The sequence below is a fragment of the Streptomyces sp. NBC_00310 genome (assembly GCF_036208085.1).
Taxonomy (GTDB): Bacteria; Actinomycetota; Actinomycetes; order Streptomycetales; family Streptomycetaceae; genus Streptomyces.
Window position 1 is genome coordinate 6861602 of the sequence record NZ_CP130714.1, and the last position, 21605, is coordinate 6883206.

A 21605-nucleotide genomic window follows, 5' to 3' on the forward strand; every position below is an offset into this window, starting at 1 on the left:
GCGCCCTGGCCGCCCTCTCCGCGCTCACCGCCCTCGCCGTCCTGCCCCTGGCCGGATGCGCCACCGGGCACCCCGATCCGGCCGACCGGGCGGCCCCCACGCCGTCATCGGCCTCGCGCTCGGCGCCGGCGTCACCCCCGACCTCGGCCGCCCCCCACTCCGGCGCACGCGCCCCCGACCGCCCGGCTTCACCCCCGTACCGCCGCTGGGGCCTCGCCGCACCCCTCGCCCCCGCGCCCGGGACCCCCGACCGGCCGCCCGCCCCCCGCGCGGCCGGCCCGGGGCTGCCGCCCGTCGTCGACCGCGTCCCGACCCGGGACAGGGTCGTCTTCCTCACGTACGACGACGGGGCGGAGAAGGACACCCGGTTCGTCGACCTGGTGCGTGAGCTGCGGCTGCCGGTGAGCATGTTCCTGACGGACAGTGTCGTGGGGCCGGGCTACGGCCACTTCGCGCGGCTGCGGACGGTCGGCGCGACCGTGCAGAACCACACGCTCGACCACACCGCCCTGCGCGGCCTGCCGTACGCCGGACAGCGCGCCGAGATCTGCGGCCAGCAGGACAAGCTGAAGCAGCGCTTCGGCGTCCGGCCGACCCTCTTCCGCCCGCCCTACGGCGTCTACGACACGACCACGCTCCGCGCCGCCGCCGACTGCGGCATCTCGGCGGTCGTCCTGTGGCGCGCGTCCATGCAGATCCACGACCTCCGCTACGCCGTCGGCGACCGCCTCCGTCCCGGCGACATCGTCCTGGCCTGCTTCCGGGGCCCGGACCAGCTGAAGGGCACCACGCTCACGCAGATGACGACCCGGCTGCTGCGCCGCGTCCAGGAGCAGGGCCTGACGGTCGGCCGCCTGGAGGACTACCTCTGAGGCCCGCCCCGGACGCGTCCGACACCCCGCCCGCACCCCACCCGACACCCCGCCCGCACCCCACCCGACGCCCCGCCACCCGCCGCGCGATGCCCCGCCACCCACCGCGGGATGCCCCGCCGCGACCCACTCGATTAGCAGTCCGCTTGACCGAGTGCTAATCGCGGTCATAGTCTCAGGTCTGGCACTCCCCACTGGAGAGTGCCAACTACGCGACGGGCAGGTCCGGCACCCGCGACGACGGATCCACCTGGTCGCCACCTCAGACAGTTAACCCCGTGAGATCTCCGAAGGGGGAGGTCGGATCGTGACGACCACCAGCTCCAAGGTTGCCATCAAGCCGCTCGAGGACCGCATCGTGGTCCAGCCGCTCGACGCCGAGCAGACCACCGCCTCTGGCCTGGTCATCCCGGACACGGCCAAGGAGAAGCCCCAGGAGGGCGTCGTCCTGGCCGTGGGCCCGGGCCGCTTCGAGAACGGCGAGCGCCTGCCGCTCGACGTCCAGACCGGCGACATCGTGCTGTACAGCAAGTACGGCGGCACCGAGGTGAAGTACAACGGCGAGGAGTACCTCGTCCTCTCGGCTCGCGACGTGCTCGCGATCATCGAGAAGTAATTCACCCGCTTCCTCACCGAAGCACCTTGCATGTGAGCTGCGCCCTTGGCCCCCCGCGACCACTAATCAGCCGGGCGTCGGGGGCGCAGTTCGTTTCACCCACGTTTTCCGAGAGGGCTGAACCGCTCCCATGGCGAAGATCCTGAAGTTCGACGAGGACGCCCGTCGCGCCCTCGAGCGCGGCGTCAACAAGCTTGCCGACACGGTCAAGGTGACGATCGGCCCCAAGGGCCGCAACGTCGTCATCGACAAGAAGTTCGGCGCCCCCACCATCACCAACGACGGTGTGACCATCGCCCGTGAGGTCGAGGTCGACGACCCGTACGAGAACCTCGGCGTCCAGCTGGTGAAGGAGGTGGCGACCAAGACCAACGACGTAGCGGGTGACGGTACGACCACCGCCACCGTGCTGGCCCAGGCGCTCGTCCGCGAGGGCCTGCGCAACGTCGCCGCGGGTGCCTCCCCGGCCGCCCTGAAGAAGGGCATCGACGCCGCGGTCAAGGCCGTGTCCGAGGAGCTCCTCGCGACCGCCCGCCCGATCGACGAGAAGTCCGACATCGCCGCCGTCGCCGGTCTGTCCGCCCAGGACACCCAGGTCGGCGAGCTCATCGCCGAGGCGATGGACAAGGTCGGCAAGGACGGTGTCATCACCGTCGAGGAGTCCAACACCTTCGGTCTGGAGCTGGACTTCACCGAGGGCATGGCCTTCGACAAGGGCTACCTGTCGCCGTACTTCGTGACGGACCAGGAGCGTATGGAGGCCGTCCTCGACGACCCGTACATCCTCATCCACCAGGGCAAGATCGCCTCCATCGCCGACCTGCTGCCGCTGCTGGAGAAGGTCATCCAGTCCAACGCCTCGCGGCCGCTGCTGATCATCGCCGAGGACGTCGAGGGCGAGGCGCTGTCGACCCTGGTCGTCAACAAGATCCGCGGCACCTTCAACGCGGTCGCCGTCAAGGCCCCCGGCTTCGGCGACCGTCGCAAGGCGATGCTGCAGGACATGGCGACGCTGACCGGCGCCGAGGTCATCTCCGAGGAGGTCGGCCTCAAGCTCGACCAGGTCGGCCTGGACGTGCTCGGCTCCGCCCGCCGCGTCACCGTGACCAAGGACGACACCACGCTCGTCGACGGCGCCGGTGACTCCGGTGCCGTCCAGGGCCGCGTCGCCCAGATCAAGGCCGAGATCGAGAACACGGACTCCGACTGGGACCGCGAGAAGCTCCAGGAGCGCCTCGCGAAGCTGGCCGGCGGCGTGTGCGTCATCAAGGTCGGCGCCGCCACCGAGGTGGAGCTGAAGGAGAAGAAGCACCGTCTGGAGGACGCCATCTCCGCGACCCGCGCCGCGGTCGAGGAGGGCATCGTCTCCGGTGGTGGCTCCGCGCTCGTCCACGCCGTGAAGGTCCTCGAGGGCAACCTCGGCAAGACCGGCGACGAGGCCACGGGTGTCGCGGTGGTCCGCAGGGCCGCCGTCGAGCCGCTGCGCTGGATCGCCGAGAACGCCGGCCTGGAGGGCTACGTCATCACCTCCAAGGTCGCCGAGCTCGACAAGGGCCAGGGCTTCAACGCCGCCACCGGCGAGTACGGCGACCTGGTCAAGCAGGGCGTCATCGACCCGGTCAAGGTCACCCGCTCCGCCCTGGAGAACGCCGCCTCCATCGCCTCCCTCCTCCTCACGACCGAGACCCTGGTCGTCGAGAAGAAGGAAGAGGAGCCGGCCGACGCGGGCCACGGCCACGGTCACGGCCACTCCCACTGACGTACGTACGCACGTCGGTCAGCCGTAGGCGAGGCCCGGCACCCCTGTACGAGGGGGCGCCGGGCCTTCCCGCGTCACCACCCGTCTCCCGGAGGCGGCCTACTTCTCCAGATCGTCGAGCGCGCCCAGCTGCCCCATCAGCCCGAGCCGGTCGTACTCCCACCACCCCTCGGTGATCTTCCCGTCGGGAGTACACCGGTGAATGAGCGTCCCCGTCATCCGGACCGTCCTGCCGCTGGCCGGAATCCCGAAGAAGTCCCCGTTGTGGGTCGCGTTCCAGGTCCACCGTGTGCACACCCGGTCACCCTGGGCGATCTGGTCCTCCACGGTGAACTCGAAGTCGAACCCGCCGCGCCACTCCTCGACGGTCCGCCTGAACGCGTCCATCCCGATGGCGTCCGGCTCGTCGGAGGGCACGTGGTCGTGGTAGCCCTCCACGAGCAGATCGTCGAGCGGCGGCAGTTCGCCCTTCGTGGCGATGGTCGTGAGGAACCGACGCGCCGTCGCGGCGTACAACTGCTCGTCCCGCACCACGTCCAGGTCCGTGAACGTGGGCGTCTCGTCGCACAGCGCCATCATCTCCCGGAAGATCCGGTCCGTCTCCGGCAGACCCGAGTTCCGCATCGCCTCCTCGTACGACGGGAACTCCACGATCTCCACGATGTGCGACCCGTCCGACCGGTCCTTCCCGATCACGCTGTGCGTCGCCGTCCGCTTCCCCTTGGTCTGTTCGACCCATGTGTCCATCAGCCGGTTCATCTCGTCGAACCGGCTGGTCCTGCAGTCGATGAGCTGCACGAATGTCATGAGACCGCCTCCGGCCCCCCTGGCTCCGGTTAACAGCTCCATTGTCTCCCGGTGCCCTCTCTCCCACCCGCCGGCACCGGGGCGACCACGGGCTACCGCGGCCCGTACTTCCGTCCCGTCTTCGAGCTGATCCCGCCCAGCAGACCGCGCGGCACCACCTTCACCACACCCATCAGGGCCTTGTAGCGCGGGTCGGGGATGGAGACGGTCCTGCCTCGGGAGAGGTCGGCGAGGGCGGCGGTGACCAGCTTGTCGGCGTCGAGCCACATCCAGGACGGGATGTTGTCGGTGCCCATGCCGGCCCGGTCGTGGAACTCGGTACGGACGAAGCCGGGGCACAGCGCCATGAGACGGACGCCGGTGCCGGCCAGGTCGCGCGCGACCCCCTGAGTGAACTGCACGACCCAGGCCTTCGACGCCCCGTACGTGCCGCGCGGCACGAACGCGGCGACCGACGCCACGTTCACCACGCCGCCCCGGCCGCGTTCGCGCATGGCCTCGGTGGCCGCCGAGGTGAGACGGAGGACCGCCTCGCAGTGGACCTTGAGCATCTTCAGCTCGTCGGCCATGGAGACGTCGAGGAAGCGGCCCTTGTTGCCGAAGCCGGCGTTGTTGATCAGCAGGTCGACCGCGTTCCTGCGGTCGGCCAGCCGCCGCACCACCGTTTCGATGCCGTCGTCCGTCGCGAGGTCCGCCGTCAGCACCTCCGCCTCGATGCCGTGGCGGTCGTGCAACTCGGTCGCCTGTTCCCGCAGCCGCTTGGTGTCACGCGCCACCAGCACCAGGTTGTGCCCGTCCGCCGCCAGCCGCCGTGCGAAGGCGGCACCGATACCCGCGGTCGAACCCGTAATGAGAGCCGTTGTCATGGCGCAAGCGTAGTGACCGGGACCGTGCGGGTCCGCTTGCTCCACCGCACGTTCACCAGCGGCCTCGTCACGACGGACCGGCCCCCTCAGCCCTGCTTCGCCGCGTACGTCCGCGCCGTCTCCAGAATCTCCGGATGCAGTGCCTCGCCCGCCGCCAACAGCCGTGGCAGCAAGTCGTGTTCGTTCATCGTGGCGCGGAAGGTGAGGGCCACGGTGATGTCGTGGTCGGGGCGGTGGACGATCTCGATCGGGTCGCCCGCGCGGATCTCGCCCGGCTGGATCACGCGGAGGTAGGCACCGGGCGCGCCCTGGCGCGTGAAGCGTCTGACCCAGCTCCGCTCGCCCAGGTGCCGCTGGAAGTTGAGACAGGGGACCCGGCCCGAGGTGATCTCCAGGATCAGGTCGGGGCCGATCCGCCAGCGTTCGCCGATGAGGGCGCCGGATACGTCGAGGCCCTCGGTGGTGAGGTTCTCGCCGAAGATCCCGCTGGGTAGCGTGCGGCCCAGTTCGCGCTCCCAGCCGTCCAGGTCCTCGCGGGCGAACGCGTAGACCGCCTGGTCGTCGCCGCCGTGGTGCTCCGTGTTGCACACCGCGTCCCCGGCCACCCCGCTGGCGCCGACCCCCTTGGGCCCGGGCGCCGCCACCCGCACCGGCCCCTCCACCGGCCGCTTGTCGATGCCAGAGAGGCTCTTCGACTCCTCCGGGACGTCGACGGCCCTGGCCCGCCCCACATTCAGCGACAGAAGCTTCATGCACGGCACGCTAGGCGAACGGACATCAAAGAGTCGACGCGATATTCGGCAGCGTTCCCAAGCCCCGCTTATGCTCGACCCCGTGATCGAGGCCCGCCATCTCCGCGTCCTGCGCGCCGTCGCCGCCACCGGCTCCTTCTCGGCGGCCGGACGTGAACTCGGCTGTACCCAGCCCGCCGTCAGCCAGCAGATGAAGGCGCTCGAATCCTCCGTCGGCACACCGCTGCTGGTCCGCACCGGCCGTGAGATGCGGCTGACGCAGGCGGGCGAGGCGCTGGTGCGGCACGCGGCCGGCATCCTCGCCGGGCTCACCGCGGCCGAGGAGGAGGTCGCCGCCATCGCCGGGCTGCGCGCCGGACGGGTGCGCCTGGTCTCCTTCCCCAGCGGCAGCTCCACCCTCGTCCCCACGGCCCTGGCCGCCCTGCGCGCCGCCCACCCCGGCACCCGCGTCTCCCTGGAGGAGGCCGAACCGCCGCGCTCGGTCGAGATGCTCCGCGAGGGTGACTGCGACATCGCGCTCGCCTTCCGCTACGAGGGCGCGGCGGGCGCGGAGGAATGGGACGACCTGGTCGTACGTCCCCTGCTCACGGACCGGCTCGTCGGACTCGTGCCCGAGGGGCACCGACTGGCCCGTTCGCGGTCCGTCGGCATCGGGGAACTCGCCGGGGAACCCTGGATCGCCGGCTGCCCGCGCTGCCGGGGGCAGCTGGTGCGGGTCTGCGAGAGTGCGGGCTTCACGCCCCGCATCGACTTCGCGACCGACGACTATCCGGCGGTGGTCGGCCTGGTGGGAGCGGGCCTCGGGGTCGCCGTCCTGCCGGAGCTGGCCATCGAGTCCGTGCGCGCCAAGGGGGTGCGGACGGTGTCGGTCGAGCCGGCGGTGCGCCGGGAGATCGTGGCGCTCACCCTGCCGGACCTGGCCCAGGTGCCGACGGTCGCGGCGACGTTGGAGCGGCTGGCCGGAGCGGCCGCGCGGTAGCGCCGGACGGCCGGGGGCCGGGGGCCGGGATGGTGAAGAAACGTTCCTTCAGGTGTTCGAACCGGTGTCGCTCCCGGACGCGGACGCCGTCACCAGCCGGTGACGTGCCCGGCCCATGAGCTCCTCGCGCTCGTCCTCGGTCAGCCCGCCCCACACGCCGTACGGCTCGCGCACCGCGAGGGCGTGGGCCGCGCACTGCGCGCGGACCGGGCATCTCATACAGACCTCCTTGGCCGAGTTCTCACGAGCGCTCCGTGCCGCACCGCGTTCTCCTTCGGGGTGGAAGAAGAGTGAGCTGTCGACCCCACGGCAGGCCGCGAGGAGCTGCCAGTCCCACAGATCAGCGTTCGGTCCGGGAAGGCGGGAGAAATCTGCCATTGCGTGTCCCCTTGTTGCTGTTCTGGGAGGAGATGTTGCCCATGACCGTACATCGACTATCTAAGGAGATGAAAATATGACTCATTGCGAATCTAGCCTCAGACACCAATAAATGGGAACAAAAACGTCTGAATGGGGCATAGGTTGTGATGAAACATTGAGGGTCCGTTGTGCATGTCTGCGCCGTGTCCGCGCCCTCACGTAGAGTGCCGAAGATGGCCGGCCATCCCGTAACTCTTTCGAGTGACCGTCGTTGAGACGGGCGGAGGCGGTTGAGAGAACAAGCGCTCGGGCAGGCGTTCCTGTCCGCTCGTGAGTATCGACCGCACAGGTGACGATTTCGTACCAGCCTGGAGGCTCAAGGTGACGCGCATCAGCTGCGGAGGGCGGCCATGACATCCGTCCTCGTCTGCGACGACTCCCCGCTTGCCCGAGAGGCGCTGCGCCGCGCGGTGGCTACCGTGCCCGGCGTCGAGCGCGTGACCACGGCGGCCAACGGCGAGGAAGTCCTCCGCCGCTGGGGGGCCGACCGCTCGGATCTGATTCTGATGGACGTACGCATGCCCGGCCTGGGCGGCGTCGAGACCGTACGGCGGCTGCTGTCCGCCGACCCCGGGGCGCGCATCATCATGCTCACAGTCGCCGAGGACCTGGACGGCGTGGCCCTCGCGGTCGCGGCCGGCGCGCGGGGCTATCTGCACAAGGACGCCTCCCGCGCGGAGCTGCGCGCCACGGTGACGCAGGCCCTCGCCGACCCGACCTGGCGGCTCGCCCCGCGCCGGCTGCGCTCCGCCGAGATGGGCGCCGCGCCGACGCTCACCGCGCGGGAGATCCAGGTGCTGGAAGGCATGAGTCACGGTCGCTCCAACGCCGAGATCGGTCGCGAGCTGTTCCTCTCCGAGGACACGGTCAAGACCCACGCCCGGCGCCTGTTCAAGAAGCTCGGCGCCTCGGACCGCGCGCACGCGGTGGCGCTCGGTTTCCGCTGGGGTCTGGTCCGTTGAGTGGGCCGTGACGGGGTGAGGAGGATCCCCGCCTGCCGCGCGGCGGGCGGGGGCGGTGAGACGGTCCGTCGGGTGCCCGCTGCTCGTTTCGCCGCGGATGCCGCATCCTTGAGGTGTGGAGTTCCTCGGGGAGCAGTCGAACGAGCGGGAGGGGAGGGCGCAGGAGATGAGTTCCGGCGCACCTGCTCATAACGCTTCGGTGCACAACCATGGACGTGGCGCCACGGACCGGACGGCCGCAAGGCACCATGGACCGATGCGTGACGACGAGACGACAGTGATCGGTGCGCTCGTGCATCGCGCGGTCGACGGGGACGAGCAGGCCACACACGATCTGCTCGCCCATGTCCACCCCTTGGCGTTGCGCTATTGCCGCACCCGTCTGTCCCGGCTTCCGGGGGACGCGCGGCATTTCGTGGAGGACCTGGCGCAGGAGGTCTGCGTCGCCGTCCTCCTGGCGCTGCCGCGCTACAAGGACACCGGAAGGCCGTTCGAGGCGTTCGTCTTCGCCATCGCCGGCCACAAGGTCGCGGACCTCCAGCGGGCCGCGATGCGTCACCCCGGGTCGACGGCCGTCCCCTCGGACGAGATGCCGGAGCGCCCCGACGACTCGCTGGGTCCCGAGGAGCGCGCCCTGCTCAGCAGTGATGCCGAGTGGGCGAAGAAGCTCCTGGCCAACCTCCCCGAGAACCAGCGGGAGCTGCTGCTCCTGCGGATCGCGGTGGGGCTCACGGCCGAGGAGACCGGACAGATGCTGGGCATGTCACCGGGTGCGGTCCGGGTGGCCCAGCACCGGGCGCTGAGCAGACTGCGGGCGTTGGCGGAGCAGTAGTACCGGCGTCTCGGGCGTTGGCGGAGCAGGGGTACCGGCGTCTCGGCGACGGTTCGGAGGGCGCCTCGGATGAACACGCGGGGTGCCTTTTCCGTACGAACATACGAAGCCCGGCGTTACTTCGTACCGTGGAATGTGTGACCCACACTTCCCGTTAGCATGGACATCCGCACCGATCAAGGCCATTTGGGGAAGGTGTCATGACTGCCAACGTCGACGGAGTGCCCGAGAAATTCGCGACGCTCGGGCTGACCTACGACGACGTGCTGCTGCTGCCGGGCTCGTCGGACATGGCGCCCGACGAGATCGACACCGCCTCGTACGTCTCCAGGAACGTGCGGGTGAACATCCCGCTCCTCTCGGCCGCGATGGACAAGGTCACCGAGTCCCGCATGGCCATCGCCATGGCCCGCCAGGGCGGCGTCGGCGTGCTGCACCGCAACCTCTCCATCGAGGACCAGGCCAACCAGGTCGACCTGGTGAAGCGCTCCGAGTCCGGCATGGTCGCCGACCCGATCACCGTGCACCCGGACGCCACGCTCGGCGAGGCCGACGCGCTGTGCGCCAAGTTCCGCATCAGCGGTGTGCCCGTCACCGACGGCAACAAGAAGCTGCTGGGCATCGTCACCAACCGTGACATGGCCTTCGAGTCGGACCGCTCGCGCCAGGTCCGCGAGGTCATGACGCCGATGCCGCTGGTCACCGGCAAGGTCGGCATCTCCGGCGTCGAGGCCATGGAGCTGCTGCGCAAGCACAAGATCGAGAAGCTTCCGCTGGTCGACGACTCGGGCATCCTCAAGGGCCTGATCACGGTCAAGGACTTCGTGAAGGCCGAGAAGTACCCGAACGCGGCGAAGGACGGCGAGGGCCGGCTCCTCGTCGGCGCGGCCGTCGGTGTCGCCGGTGACGCGTTCGAGCGCGCACAGGCCCTCATCGAGGTCGGCGTCGACTTCATCGTCGTCGACACCGCCCACGGCCACTCCCGCCTGGTCGGCGACATGGTCGCCAAGATCAAGTCGAACTCGGCGGGCGTCGACGTCATCGGCGGCAACATCGCCACCAAGGACGGCGCCCAGGCCCTCATCGACGCCGGTGTGGACGGCATCAAGGTCGGCGTCGGCCCCGGCTCCATCTGTACGACCCGCGTCGTCGCCGGCATCGGCGTCCCCCAGGTCACCGCCATCTACGAGGCCTCCCTCGCCGCCAAGGAGGCCGGGATCCCGGTCATCGGCGACGGCGGCCTGCAGTACTCCGGCGACATCGCCAAGGCCCTGGTCGCGGGCGCCGACACGGTGATGCTGGGCTCGCTGCTCGCGGGCTGCGCCGAGTCGCCGGGTGAGCTGATGTTCATCAACGGCAAGCAGTTCAAGTCGTATCGCGGCATGGGCTCGCTGGGGGCCATGCAGTCCCGCGGCGACCGCAAGTCGTTCTCCAAGGACCGCTACTTCCAGGAGGGCGTCGCCTCCGACGAGCAGCTCGTCCCCGAGGGCATCGAGGGCCAGGTGCCCTACCGGGGCCCGCTCTCCTCGGTCGTCCACCAGCTGGTCGGCGGTCTGCGCCAGTCGATGTTCTACGTCGGCGGCCGGACCGTCCCGGACCTCCAGGCCAACGGCCGTTTCGTCCGGATCACCTCGGCGGGCCTCAAGGAGAGCCACCCGCACGACATCCAGATGACGGTCGAGGCACCGAACTACAGCCGTAAGTAGTCACCAGGCTGCTCGATCGAAGGCGGTCCCGGAGACTCCGGGGCCGCCCTCGTCGTGCCCGTCGGCGATACTGGTAGACGCTGAACGCATCAGGGAAAGGCCACAGACGTGACTGAGATCGAGATCGGGCGCGGCAAGCGCGGCCGCCGGGCGTACGCCTTCGACGACATCGCCGTCGTCCCCAGCCGCCGTACGCGGGACCCGAAGGAGGTCTCGATCGCCTGGCAGATCGACGCCTACCGCTTCGAGCTGCCCTTCCTGGCCGCCCCCATGGACTCGGTCGTCTCCCCGGCCACCGCGATCCGTATCGGCGAGCTGGGCGGCGTCGGCGTCCTGAACCTCGAAGGCCTGTGGACGCGGTACGAGGACCCGCAGCCGCTGCTCGACGAGATCACCGGGATGCCCGACGAGGCCGCGACCCGCCGCCTCCAGGAGATCTACGCGGCTCCCATCAAGGAGGAGCTGATCGGGCAGCGCATCAAGGAGGTGCGCGACTCCGGTGTGGTCACCGCCGCCGCGCTCTCCCCGCAGCGCACGGCCCAGTTCTCCAAGGCCGTCGTGGACGCGGGCGTCGACCTCTTCGTCATCCGCGGGACGACCGTGTCGGCGGAGCACGTCTCCGGCTCGCACGAGCCGCTGAACCTGAAGCAGTTCATCTACGAGCTGGACGTCCCGGTGATCGTGGGCGGCTGCGCCACGTACACGGCCGCCCTGCACCTGATGCGCTCCGGCGCGGCGGGCGTCCTCGTCGGCTTCGGCGGCGGCGCGGCGCACACCACGCGCAACGTGCTCGGCATCCAGGTCCCGATGGCGACGGCGGTGGCCGACGTCGCCGCCGCCCGCCGCGACTACATGGACGAGTCCGGCGGCCGCTACGTGCACGTCATCGCCGACGGCGGTGTCGGCTGGTCCGGCGACATCCCCAAGGCGATCGCCTGCGGTGCCGACGCGGTCATGATGGGCTCCCCGCTGGCCCGCGCCACGGACGCGCCCGGCAAGGGCAACCACTGGGGCATGGAGGCGGTGAACGAGGAGCTGCCGCGAGGCAAGAAGGTCGACCTCGGCACCGTCGGCACCATCGAGGAGGTCCTCACCGGGCCCTCGCACACGCCCGACGGCTCCATGAACCTCTTCGGTGCGCTGCGGCGGGCGATGGCCACGACCGGCTACAGCGAGCTGAAGGAGTTCCAGCGCGTCGAGGTGACGGTGGCGGACTCGCAGCACAAGCGGTGAGATGACGCCGCGCTCGGCTTGAGCGGTGGGGGGCTCGGTTGCCTGAGGGCGACCGGGCCCCTTTCGTGTGCCCAAGTGGGCTGGTGGGGGCGTGAGTTGTGGATGGGGGCGCGTGGTTGCGTTCGGGATGAATGTGGGCCGAACGGGCGTAGCCGGGCGATAGCGTTCGTGTCCGGCGCCCCAGGTTCTTCTGGGAGCCCCCTTCCAAGGACATGGTCCGGACCCCGCCCTCGGGGCCCGGCCCGAATTCCAACGGACCGCCTACCGGGCTATCGGCGGCGTCGTGGAAGGGGGCGCCCATGGGACGTCACCGCAAGCCCACCCGCTGGGACCGACTCCGTCTTCGGACGGTGCAGTGCCGGAGGAGGTGGATCTTGCGGCTTTTCGGTTGGTGAGCGGCCGCCCCCATAGGAACTAGGGGCGGACACTCCGTGAACCAACCTGGAGCTCGTCGCAGTGCCCTCTGCGGCGGGCTCCACCTTTTTTTGTACGGTACCGGATTCGCTGTGGGGCGGCCCGGTGCCGGAGGAGGTGGATCTTGCGGCTTTTCAGTTGGTGAGCGGCCGCCCCCACGAGAACTAGGGGCGGACACTCCGTGAATCAACCTGGAGCTCATCGCAGTGCCTGCTGCGGCGGGCTCCACCTGTTTCCGTACGGTACTGACGCGGGACGCCGACTGCCACCAGTCCCGGAAGCCCGGGCTGCTTCGAGCGCCCCTTTCACAACCTGTGCGCCGCCCCCGTGGGTGTGGCCCCCCGGGTGTCCAGCAGCAGCTGGGCCTTCACCGACAGGCCCTGGAGGTCGTAGGTGCGGTGCTGCTGGAGGAGGATCGTCAGGTCGGCGTCGGCGGTGGCCTCGTAGAGGGAGTCGGCCCGGGGGATGGGGCGGTCGAGGACGCTCCAGGTGGGGACGTGGGGGTCGTGGTAGCTGACGTGGGCGCCGAGTTCGATGAGGCGGCGGGCGATCTCGTCGGCGGGGGTGCCCTGTTGGTCGGGGAGGTCGGGCTTGTAGGTGACGCCGAGGAGGAGGACGCGGGCGCCCCGGGCCGACTTGCCGTGCTCGTTGAGGAGGGTGGCGGCGCGCTGGACGACGTACTGGGGCATGCGGTTGTTGACCCGCTGGGCCAGTTCGACCATACGCAGCGAGCGGGGGGCGTGGCCCGACAGGTCCTGGGGGAGGGCGTGGCCACCCACGCCGGGGCCGGGGCGGAAGGCCTGGAAGCCGAAGGGCTTGGTCTCGGCACAGCGGATGACGTCCCACAGGTCGACGCCGAGGTCGTTGCAGAGGCCGGCCATCTCGTTGACCAGGGCGATGTTGACGTGGCGGTAGTTGGTCTCCAGGAGGTGGACCGTCTCCGCCTCGCGCAGGCCGCGCGCGCGGACCACCTTGTCGGTGAGGCGTCCGTAGAAGGCGGCCGCTGATTCCGTGCAGGCGGAGGTGAGGCCGCCGATCACCTTGGGGGTGTTGGCGGGGCGGAAGTCGCGGTTGCCCGGGTCGACGCGGGCGGGGGAGTAGGCGACGTGGAAGTCGCGGCCCGCGCGCAGGCCGGAGCCCTCTTCGAGGAGCGGGCGGAGAAGCTCCTCGGTCGTGCCCGGGGGGACCGGGGACTCAAGGATGACCGTGGTGTGCGGGCGCAGCCGCGCGGCCAGGGTGCGGGCGGCCTCCTCGACCTGGGTGAGGTCGAGCGAGCCGTCGGCGCCCAGGGACGTCGGGGCGCAGATGACCGCCGTACGGACGCGGCCGAGTTCGGCGGGGCTGGTGGTGGGCTTGAAGCCGCGGGCGAGCATGCGGCGCAGTTCGCCGGGGGTGAGGGAGCCGGAGTCGGGGCCGGTGCGGTAACCGAGCGTGGGGATGCCGGCTGCGACGGCGGCCTGGGCCAGCGGCAGCCCCAATTGGCCGAGTCCGATGACGGCGAGATCTGCGGGCATGGCGTGTGGCCGTCCTTCCCAATAACCGAAGCGGGACAGGCGCGCAAGCCCGGTGGACTGGATGAGCGAGCGCAATGTCACACTAGGAGTAAATATGACCGATATGCGGGATTGGGGGGTTGTTTTTCTGTGCGCGTCCTGCGGAGTTATCCACAGGCTCGGGGCTGGTGGTGGCCGAAGTCGGGCAACGCGGTCAGAATTTTGGGCAGGGGGATGTGAGCCGGGTCTTGCCTGACGGGCATGGACAGGTGAGGCCAGCGCGACCGACAGCGGGAGGCAGCGGTGAGGACAGCGGCACTGGGACCGGCGCAACGCGCCGAGTCACTGGCGGGTATGGCCGAGCGCGAGCTGGATGTACTGGTCGTGGGTGGTGGCGTGGTCGGTGCGGGCACGGCCCTGGACGCCGTGACACGCGGCCTCTCCACGGGTCTGGTCGAGGCGCGTGACTGGGCGTCGGGTACCTCCAGTCGGTCCAGCAAACTGGTCCACGGCGGTCTGCGCTATCTGGAGATGCTCGACTTCGCCCTCGTACGGGAGGCGTTGAAGGAGCGCGGGCTGCTGCTGGAGCGCCTGGCCCCCCATCTGGTGAAGCCCGTGCCGTTCCTCTATCCCCTGCAGCACAAGGGCTGGGAGCGGTGGTACGCGGGCTCGGGCGTCGCGTTGTACGACGGGATGTCGATGGCGCGCGGGCATGGCCGGGGCCTGCCGCTGCATCGTCATCTGACCCGCCGCCACGCCCTGCGCATCGCGCCCTGTCTGAAGAAGGACGCGCTGGTCGGGGCCTTGCAGTACTACGACGCCCAGATGGACGACGCCCGCTATGTGGCGACGATGGTGCGCACGGCCGCGTCGTACGGGGCGAAGGCCGCCAACCGGGCGCGGGTGACCGGGTTCCTGCGTGAGGGCGAGCGGGTGGTCGGGGCCAAGGTGCAGGACGTCGAGGGCGGCGGGGAGTACGAGATCCGCGCTCGGCAGGTGGTGAACGCCACCGGGGTGTGGACCGACGACACCCAGGCGATGGTGGGTGAGCGGGGACAGTTCCATGTGCGGGCGTCCAAAGGCATCCATCTGGTCGTACCCAAGGACCGGATCCACTCCACGACCGGGCTGATCCTGCGGACCGAGAAGTCCGTGCTGTTCGTGATCCCCTGGGGGCGGCACTGGATCGTGGGGACGACGGACACCGGCTGGGACCTCGACAAGGCGCATCCGGCGGCGTCCAGCGCGGACATCGACTATCTGCTGGAGCATGTGAACTCGGTGCTTGCGGTGCCGCTGACCAGGGATGACGTGCAGGGCGTCTATGCCGGGCTGCGGCCGTTGCTCGCCGGGGAGTCGGACGCCACGAGCAAGCTCTCGCGGGAGCACATCGTCGCGCATCCGGTGCCGGGACTGGTCGTCGTGGCCGGCGGCAAGTACACGACCTATCGGGTCATGGCCAAGGACGCCGTGGACGCGGCCGTGCACGGGCTGGATCAGCGGGTCGCGGAGTGTGTCACCGAGGATGTGCCGTTGCTCGGGGCGGAGGGGTACCGGGCCCTGTGGAACGCGCGGGCGCGGATCGCGGCCAGTACCGGTCTGCATGTGGTCCGGGTGGAGCACCTGCTGAACCGGTACGGGTCGGCGGCCGAGGAGGTGCTCGATCTGATCGCGTCCGAACCGTCGATGGGGGAGCCGTTGCAGGCGGCCGACGACTATCTGCGGGCCGAGGTGGTGTATGCCGCCTCGCACGAGGGGGCGCGGCATCTCGACGACGTCCTCACCCGGCGGACGCGGATCTCCATCGAGACGTTCGACCGGGGGACGCGGAGTGCGCGGGAGGCGGCGGAGTTGATGGCTCCGGTGCTCGGGTGGGACAAGGACCAGATCGAGCGGGAGGTTCAGCACTATGAGAAGAGGGTGGAGGCGGAGCGGGAGTCGCAGCGGCAGCCGGACGACCTGACGGCGGATGCGGCTCGGCTGGGGGCGCCGGACATAGTTCCGTTGTAGGCGGGGCGGGGGCGGGGGCGTGTGTGCGGCTGCCGGGTGCGGCGGGTGTTTGTTCTCGCCCCCGCCGCCCCTGTCCCTCCCGTCCCTGGGAGCTGCGCCCCGAGACCCCCGCTGTCGCCCTTCGGGCTCGTCCTCAACCGCCGGACGGGCTGGCTGGGGTGGGCCGGCGTCACGTGCGGGCCCCGCCCAAGTGGGCTGCTGTCGCGCCCTGGTTGTGAAGTGTGGGCGGATGCGGTGAGGGGCTTGGAGGCGGGGTGGCTGGTTGAGGGGGGCCCAGGGCGTGGGGCGCTGGGCGGGTGGGTGACAATGGAGGCTCTGTCAGGGCGGGTTGTATGAGGGGACGCATGTCGGAGGCGGAGCGGGCTGGGGAATCCCGTCAGGACAAGGACGCACGTCTCCTCGCCGGGCGGTACCGGCTGGGAGGGGTGCTCGGTCGCGGCGGCATGGGCACGGTGTGGCGTGCCGAGGACGAGACGTTGGGCCGTACGGTCGCCGTCAAGGAGCTGAGGTTCCCGTCGAGCATCGACGCGGACGAGAAGCGCCGGCTGATCACGCGCACCCTGCGTGAGGCCAAGGCGATCGCGCGGATCCGTAACAACGCCGCGGTGACGGTGTTCGACGTCGTCCACGAGGACGACCGGCCGTGGATCGTGATGGAACTCGTCGAGGGCAAGTCGCTCGCCGAGGTCATCCGGGAGGACGGCGTCCTCGAACCGAGGCGGGCCGCCGAGGTGGGGCTCGCCATCCTGGACGTGCTGCGGGCCGCGCACCGCGAGGGCATCCTGCACCGGGACGTGAAGCCGTCGAACGTGCTCATCGACAAGCACGACGGGCGGGTCGTCCTCACCGACTTCGGTATCGCACAGGTCGAGGGCGACCCCTCCATCACCTCGACCGGCATGCTCGTGGGCGCGCCCTCGTACATCTCGCCGGAGCGGGCCCGCGGGCACAAGCCCGGCCCCGCTGCCGACCTCTGGTCGCTCGGCGGCCTGCTCTACGCGGCGGTCGAGGGGGTGCCGCCCTACGACAAGGGGTCGGCCATAGCGACGCTGACCGCGGTGATGACCGAGCCGGTGCCGGAGCCCAAGCGCGCCGGGAACCTGAAGGACGTCATCTTCGGGCTGCTCACCAAGGACCCCGAGCGGCGGCTCGACGACGCCGGTGCGCGGGCGCTGCTCAACACGGTGATCCACGCGCCCGATCCGAAGGACGTCGACCCGGTGGACGCGACGCGGGTCGTGCCGCTGCCGCGGGTGCCGGAGGAGCGGCCGAAGAAGGGCGGTTCCGGCGGAGCCGGGGCCGGTGCCGAGGAAGGCGGTGGCCAGCGTCCGCGTGCGCCTCGGTGGTCCATGCGGAAGGGGGCGGCCGGGGCGGGTGCCGGAACCACGGCTGCCGGGGCGGGTGCCGGCACCGGCACCGGTGTCGCGCGGGGCGCGTCCGGTGGTACCTCGGGCGGTACCTCCGGTGGAGCGGGTGCGGCTTCCCGTGGTGCGGGGGCAGGCGCCGCGTCTCCGCCCGCGCCCCGGGCGGCCGTGACGACGCGGTCCGCATCCGTCGGGGTGTCGTCGGGTGCCGGTACCGCGAAGGCCGGGGGTGACTCGGCGCAGGCCGCGGGCAAGTCGGCGGCCGGGACGCGTGGCGCCGGTGGCGGTGCGGGCGCGGGCAACTCCGCGTCGGCGGGGCGGACTTCCGGGTGGCCCGAGATGCCGCCGCCGGATCTGCCGCCGCGGCCGGTGCCCAGGGCGCCGATCACGGACGTGGTGTCGCGGCGGACGCTGGCCGTCATCGCGGTGGCCGTGGTGCTGGCCGTCATCGGGACCGTCCTGGCGCTCACCCTCGGTGGCGACGACAACAGTTCGACCAACAGCAAGGGCGCCGACACCAAGGCGTCCACGTCCAGCGGGTCGGCGTCGGGGAGCGACGCCGAAAACAAGGACGCGGACACGGACGCGGACAAGGACAAGGCCGACGGGTCCGACCCCGGTCCGGACGGTGACAAGGCGCGGGAGACCGACGCTTCGAGCGGTTCCGGGGGCGGTTCGCCGAGCCCTTCGGGCGGGTCGAGCGGGTCGGTGAGCGGTGCCGGCTCCGGCTCGGGGGACATCGCGACCGAGACGTACAAGAGCGGGCAGGGGTTCTCGATCGGGCTGCCCGACGGGTGGAAGTACCAGTCCACCGACGCCGCGGGTGCCCGGTTCTCCGGCCCCGACGGGCAGCGGCTGCTCGTCGGCTGGACGACCACGCCGAAGAACGACCCGGTCGCGGACTGGAAGAACCAAGAGCGGTACATGACGCGCTCGCAGTACAAGCGGATTCGAATAGAGGCGGTGGACTACCGAGGCTGGAACGCGGCCGACTGGGAGTTCACCTATATGGAGAGCGGCACGAAGAACCGGTCCATCGACCGTGGATTCGTCGTCGACTCCCAGCAGGGATACGCGCTGATGTACACCGCGAAGGCGTCGCAGTGGAGCGGTGAGCTGCGCAAGGACACGTGGCGGACGTTCACGAAGACGTTCAAGCCCAAGTCGTGAGGCGACGGCGCCCCGCCCCCGAGCCCCGTCCGTGACGGGTGTGCGCAGGAGCGCGTGGGGGCGGGGTGTTGTGCGCCGGTGCGTTCGAGGCTGCTGCTGTGTGCGGTTTCGTGCCTCAGCTCGGGTGCACCGCGGGGGCGTGCGGGGGCTCATGTCGAGGTGAGGCCCCTCGACGTGAGCTCGGCTTCGGGAGTTCTGCCCGCCGGGTGAGTTCGGGGACGGGGCTTCAGGGGAAGATCGGATGCGTTCGAGCGCATTCGAGACGAACGAGATATCGCATCGAGTCAATGTGAGTTGCCTCCGGCACGTATCGTGAAGGGCTGCGGATCGTACGCATCCAGAACGGAACGGGCCGCGGGGCGAGCGGAATTGACAACCGGGCGGCCGGGGGAGGGCATCGTGGACGAATACGCGGGGCGAGTACTCGCCGACCGCTATCGCCTGCCGCTGCCGCCCTCCGACGAGTACGAACTCGCCGCCGAGATCCGGGCCTTCGACACCTACAGCGGGCAGGAAGTCCTGGTACGGCAGGTGCCGTTGCCCGAGGTCGTCGAGGCGGAGGTGCTCGACGCGGACGGGCTGCCCGAGGGGTATGTGGCGCGGGACGGCGCGGGGCGCCGGAGCGCGGCGCGGGCCACAGGCCGGTCCGCGGACCCGGCCGTACGGCGGGCCATCGAGGCGGCGCAGGCCGCCGCGCAGATCCCCGACCATCCGCGGCTCGACCAGGTCTTCGACGTGTTCGCCGAGGGCGGCTCGCTGTGGATAGTGAGCGAACTGGTGTCCGCACGGACGCTGGAGGCGCTGCTCACGGAGCAGCCGCTGACCCCGTACCGCGCGGCCGAGGTCGCCTCCGACGTGCTCACCGCGCTGCGAGCGCTGCACGCCCACGGCTGGGTCCACCGGAACATCACCGCCCGTACGGTGCTGGTCTGCGACGACGGCCGGGTGATGCTGACCGGGCTGGCGGCCGGGGCGGCGGAAGAGGCGTTGTGCGGGTACGACCCGGTGCCCGTGCGGGAGTTCGAGGACAGGCCGCCCGAGGCACCCGGTGGCGGCGCGGGAGCGCCTGCCGTGGGGCCCGGCGGCGGAGCGCGGGGCCGGCGCCATGACCCGGTGCCGCCCGGTGGTGTTCCCGGGGCGCGCGGGGCGTCGGCGTCCAGGGGCGCCCTGCCCGGGGGCACCGGCGGCGGCACGCTCGGCGGCTCCCGCGGCGCAGGGCCCGGTGGCGCGGTCGCGGACCCCGAAGCGGCTCGGCGGGCCGCGATAGAGGCTCGGGCGGGCAGCGCGGCGGCTCCGGGCACGGACCCCTCCGGGGGCCGGCGCGCGCTGGAGGCCGGCGGGGACGCCCGGGCGGCTCGGGCGGGCGCGATCGCGGCGTACCGGGCGGGAGCGCGGGCCGCGGCCCGGGTGCAGGACGACCACCAGGGCGGGCCGGGCGCGGGACTGCCCGCGCAGCGGCCGGCGCCGCAGGACGGTACGGCGAGGCCGGGGGCGGGGCGGGACGGCGACCCGACGTCCGGCGCGGGGACGCGTCCGGTGCCGCTCGGCCAGATCGCCGACCCCTACGGTGTCCTCGCCGACGGCGGCGCCACGAGTGCCTGGCACGGCGCGCTGCCGCGCGGCGGGACGGCCCCACCCGGCGGCTCGGGCCAGGGGACCTCGACGCCCGGCAACTCCTCGCCGTACGGCGGCGGTCCGCTCGGCGACGCGCCCGGCACCGGCGGTCGGGACGACGCCACCTTCGACGGCGGCGACACCGGCGCCCACCCGACACCGGGGCCCGCCTCGCGTCTCGCCCCCGGGTACGGCAACCCCGGGTACGACACCGGGACCCACGACAACCCGGCGTACGGCGGCGGCGCGCGTCCCGACTCCGTCCAGGACCGGGGCGCCTCCTACCCCACCGGGGTGGCGGACGCGGCTCCCTGGGACGGCGCCGGTGCAGGGCCCCGCCGGGGTCCCGCGACGGCGCTCGCGGCGGAGCGGGCGCGGCAGGCGCGGATGGCCGTGGTGGGGCCGGTCACCGAGCGGTGGGCGCCGGAGCAGGCCGGACCGGTGCACGAGAACTGGCAGTTGGCGGCCCCGATCGGGCCGGCGACGGATCTGTGGGCGCTCGGGGCGCTGCTGTTCCGGGCCGTGCAGGGACATGGGCCGTACCCGGAGGAGAACACCGCCGAGCTGGTGCAGATGGTGTGCGCGGAGCCGCCCGCGTTCGCCGAGGAGTGCGGGCCGTTGCGGCCGGTCGTGGAGTCGCTGCTGCGTCAGGACCCCACTGACCGGCTGGACTTCGAGGAACTGCGCGGCTGGCTGCGCTCCCTGGTGCGGTCGGCGCCCGAGCCCGAGGCCGGTACGCATGTCGTCCCGGCGCCGCCCGTGGACGCGAGCCGGCTGCCGATCATACGGCGGCGGGGCGAGCTCGTCCGCAGGCGCCGGGCCGGGCTGCCCGCGACCAGCGCGCACGCCCGCCACAAGCGCACCCGGCAGGAGCGGCCGCAACAGCCCCGCAAGCTGGGCCGGAACCTGCTTCTGCTGATCCTGCTCGCGTTGGCCGCGGCGGTCACGTACGCCATGGTGTTCATGCCGAAGGCCACGCCGAGCAGCGAGGGTGGCGACACGGGCAGCCGTACCGACAGTGCCGGGCAGTCCGGTTCGGCGCCGGACGCGAGCAGTGAGCCCCGGCCCGACCAGAACTCGAACTCGCCCGACGGCGGCGAGGAGGGCCAGAGCGGGGCGAGCCCGACGCCGTCGGAGTCGTCCGGGTCGACGCAGACGCAGACCGGCGACCCCGAGGTCGCCCAGGGGTTCACCCTGCGCAAGGACCCCGAGGGGTTCCAGGTCGCCGTCGCCGACGGGTGGGACCGCGGCGCCAAGAACGGGCGCGGTCAGATCGTGTACTCCCAGGGCGACTTCGAGCTGCTCCTCGTCCCCGGGCGGGACAGCACGGCGACCTACGGCAGCGATCCGCTGAAGTACCAGCGGGAGGACGAGCGCGAGTTGCAGCCCTTCCGCGACTCGTCCTGGGCCACCTCCACCGGGATGCGGCTGATCGAGGTGGGCGGGGTGACCTCGGCCGAGGGGCAGTTCACGTGGCAGGACTCCCAGGGGCGCGGCGTCTTCGTACGGAACCTCGTGATCCTTCTCGACGGGCGGTACCACGTGGTGCAGGTGCGTGGGCCGGAGGCGGAGCGGGATGAGATCACGCGGCTGTACGAGCAGGCGGCGGACACGTACAAGGCGACCGGTTAGCGGCTGTCCGGGTGACCGGGTAGCGGCTGTCCGGGCGAGCGGTCGGGGCGGCACCGGCCGAGCGGTCGGCGCGGTCGGAGGGGTGCTTCGGGCCGTCGGAGGGG

The 21605-nt window shown here is 71.4% G+C and carries 16 protein-coding genes; 11 read left to right on the forward strand and 5 right to left on the reverse strand.

All coding sequences use genetic code 11. The annotated features are described in order from the left end of the window. Positions 1–5: 5 nt before the first annotated feature. The 3 genes from OG202_RS30205 (at position 6) to groL (ending at position 3247) form a co-directional block, all read left to right on the forward strand. Positions 6–872, forward strand: a complete 867-nt coding sequence (locus tag OG202_RS30205; RefSeq protein WP_405961877.1) for a polysaccharide deacetylase family protein — start codon at positions 6–8, stop codon at positions 870–872. 307 nt (positions 873–1179) lie between these two features. Then, positions 1180–1488 carry a co-chaperone GroES gene (groES, locus tag OG202_RS30210; protein ID WP_028807844.1) on the forward strand — a complete coding sequence of 103 codons (309 nt, stop codon included), beginning with the start codon at positions 1180–1182 and terminating at the stop codon, positions 1486–1488. Between the two features lie 130 nt (positions 1489–1618). Next, positions 1619–3247 (forward strand): chaperonin GroEL, encoded by a 1629-nt coding sequence (groL, locus tag OG202_RS30215; protein ID WP_326578523.1) that lies wholly within the window; start codon positions 1619–1621, stop codon positions 3245–3247. A gap of 99 nt (positions 3248–3346) precedes the next feature. Here the strand turns inward: groL and OG202_RS30220 are convergent, their stop codons facing one another. From OG202_RS30220 to OG202_RS30230, 3 genes are all read right to left on the reverse strand, one after another. Further along, entirely contained in the window at positions 3347–4054 is a 708-nt protein-coding gene (locus OG202_RS30220; protein WP_328223903.1) for an ester cyclase, read from the reverse strand. Positions 4055–4146: 92 nt separating this feature from the next. Beyond that, positions 4147–4920, reverse strand: coding sequence for an SDR family NAD(P)-dependent oxidoreductase (locus tag OG202_RS30225; RefSeq protein WP_327728149.1), 774 nt, complete (start codon positions 4918–4920; stop codon positions 4147–4149). An 86-nt stretch (positions 4921–5006) separates the two neighbouring features. Continuing rightward, on the reverse strand, positions 5007–5672 hold the full coding sequence (locus OG202_RS30230; RefSeq protein WP_327728148.1) for an MOSC domain-containing protein: 666 nt from the start codon (positions 5670–5672) through the stop codon (positions 5007–5009). 82 nt (positions 5673–5754) lie between these two features. Between OG202_RS30230 and OG202_RS30235 the strand changes: the two genes are divergently transcribed. After that, a complete protein-coding gene (locus tag OG202_RS30235) occupies positions 5755–6651 on the forward strand; it encodes a LysR family transcriptional regulator (protein ID WP_326578515.1) in 897 nt (298 codons plus the stop codon). Positions 6652–6699: 48 nt separating this feature from the next. Here OG202_RS30235 and OG202_RS30240 read toward each other — a convergent pair whose 3' ends face one another. Beyond that, positions 6700–7029 carry a WhiB family transcriptional regulator gene (locus tag OG202_RS30240; RefSeq protein WP_326578513.1) on the reverse strand — a complete coding sequence of 110 codons (330 nt, stop codon included), beginning with the start codon at positions 7027–7029 and terminating at the stop codon, positions 6700–6702. Positions 7030–7421: 392 nt separating this feature from the next. On the opposite strand from OG202_RS30240, the gene OG202_RS30245 reads away from it, so the two are divergent. From OG202_RS30245 to OG202_RS30260, 4 genes are all read left to right on the forward strand, one after another. After that, positions 7422–8033 (forward strand): response regulator transcription factor, encoded by a 612-nt coding sequence (locus OG202_RS30245; protein ID WP_003948568.1) that lies wholly within the window; start codon positions 7422–7424, stop codon positions 8031–8033. Positions 8034–8289: 256 nt separating this feature from the next. Next, positions 8290–8865, forward strand: a complete 576-nt coding sequence (locus OG202_RS30250) for a sigma-70 family RNA polymerase sigma factor (RefSeq protein WP_005481141.1) — start codon at positions 8290–8292, stop codon at positions 8863–8865. A 200-nt stretch (positions 8866–9065) separates the two neighbouring features. Beyond that, entirely contained in the window at positions 9066–10571 is a 1506-nt protein-coding gene (guaB, locus tag OG202_RS30255; RefSeq protein ID WP_326578510.1) for an IMP dehydrogenase, read from the forward strand. Positions 10572–10679: 108 nt separating this feature from the next. Next, positions 10680–11804 carry a GuaB3 family IMP dehydrogenase-related protein gene (locus tag OG202_RS30260; protein ID WP_326578508.1) on the forward strand — a complete coding sequence of 375 codons (1125 nt, stop codon included), beginning with the start codon at positions 10680–10682 and terminating at the stop codon, positions 11802–11804. A gap of 719 nt (positions 11805–12523) precedes the next feature. Here OG202_RS30260 and OG202_RS30265 read toward each other — a convergent pair. After that, on the reverse strand, positions 12524–13732 hold the full coding sequence (locus OG202_RS30265) for a nucleotide sugar dehydrogenase (RefSeq protein ID WP_326578506.1): 1209 nt from the start codon (positions 13730–13732) through the stop codon (positions 12524–12526). Positions 13733–14014: 282 nt separating this feature from the next. Between OG202_RS30265 and OG202_RS30270 the strand changes: the two genes are divergently transcribed. The 3 genes from OG202_RS30270 (at position 14015) to OG202_RS30280 (ending at position 21501) form a co-directional block, all read left to right on the forward strand. After that, the gene (locus tag OG202_RS30270; RefSeq protein ID WP_326578503.1) at positions 14015–15721 is read left to right on the forward strand and encodes a glycerol-3-phosphate dehydrogenase/oxidase; all 1707 of its coding nucleotides are present in this window, start codon (positions 14015–14017) and stop codon (positions 15719–15721) included. Positions 15722–16065: 344 nt separating this feature from the next. Continuing rightward, the gene (locus OG202_RS30275; RefSeq protein WP_328223905.1) at positions 16066–18255 is read left to right on the forward strand and encodes a serine/threonine-protein kinase; all 2190 of its coding nucleotides are present in this window, start codon (positions 16066–16068) and stop codon (positions 18253–18255) included. Positions 18256–18654: 399 nt separating this feature from the next. Then, entirely contained in the window at positions 18655–21501 is a 2847-nt protein-coding gene (locus OG202_RS30280) for a protein kinase domain-containing protein (protein WP_328223906.1), read from the forward strand. Positions 21502–21605 lie beyond the last annotated feature (104 nt).

Excerpts from the sequence above, each read along its gene's own strand:
- groL (WP_326578523.1), top strand. The coding sequence starts at position 1,619 with ATGGCGAAGATCCTGAAGTTCGACGAGGACGCCCGTCGCGCCCTCGAG.
- OG202_RS30220 (WP_328223903.1), bottom strand. The coding sequence starts at position 4,054 with ATGACATTCGTGCAGCTCATCGACTGCAGGACCAGCCGGTTCGACGAG.
- OG202_RS30225 (WP_327728149.1), bottom strand. The coding sequence starts at position 4,920 with ATGACAACGGCTCTCATTACGGGTTCGACCGCGGGTATCGGTGCCGCC.
- OG202_RS30230 (WP_327728148.1), bottom strand. The coding sequence starts at position 5,672 with ATGAAGCTTCTGTCGCTGAATGTGGGGCGGGCCAGGGCCGTCGACGTC.
- OG202_RS30240 (WP_326578513.1), bottom strand. The coding sequence starts at position 7,029 with ATGGCAGATTTCTCCCGCCTTCCCGGACCGAACGCTGATCTGTGGGAC.
- OG202_RS30245 (WP_003948568.1), top strand. The coding sequence starts at position 7,422 with ATGACATCCGTCCTCGTCTGCGACGACTCCCCGCTTGCCCGAGAGGCG.
- OG202_RS30250 (WP_005481141.1), top strand. The coding sequence starts at position 8,290 with ATGCGTGACGACGAGACGACAGTGATCGGTGCGCTCGTGCATCGCGCG.
- guaB (WP_326578510.1), top strand. The coding sequence starts at position 9,066 with ATGACTGCCAACGTCGACGGAGTGCCCGAGAAATTCGCGACGCTCGGG.
- OG202_RS30265 (WP_326578506.1), bottom strand. The coding sequence starts at position 13,732 with ATGCCCGCAGATCTCGCCGTCATCGGACTCGGCCAATTGGGGCTGCCG.
- OG202_RS30275 (WP_328223905.1), top strand. The coding sequence starts at position 16,066 with ATGTCGGAGGCGGAGCGGGCTGGGGAATCCCGTCAGGACAAGGACGCA.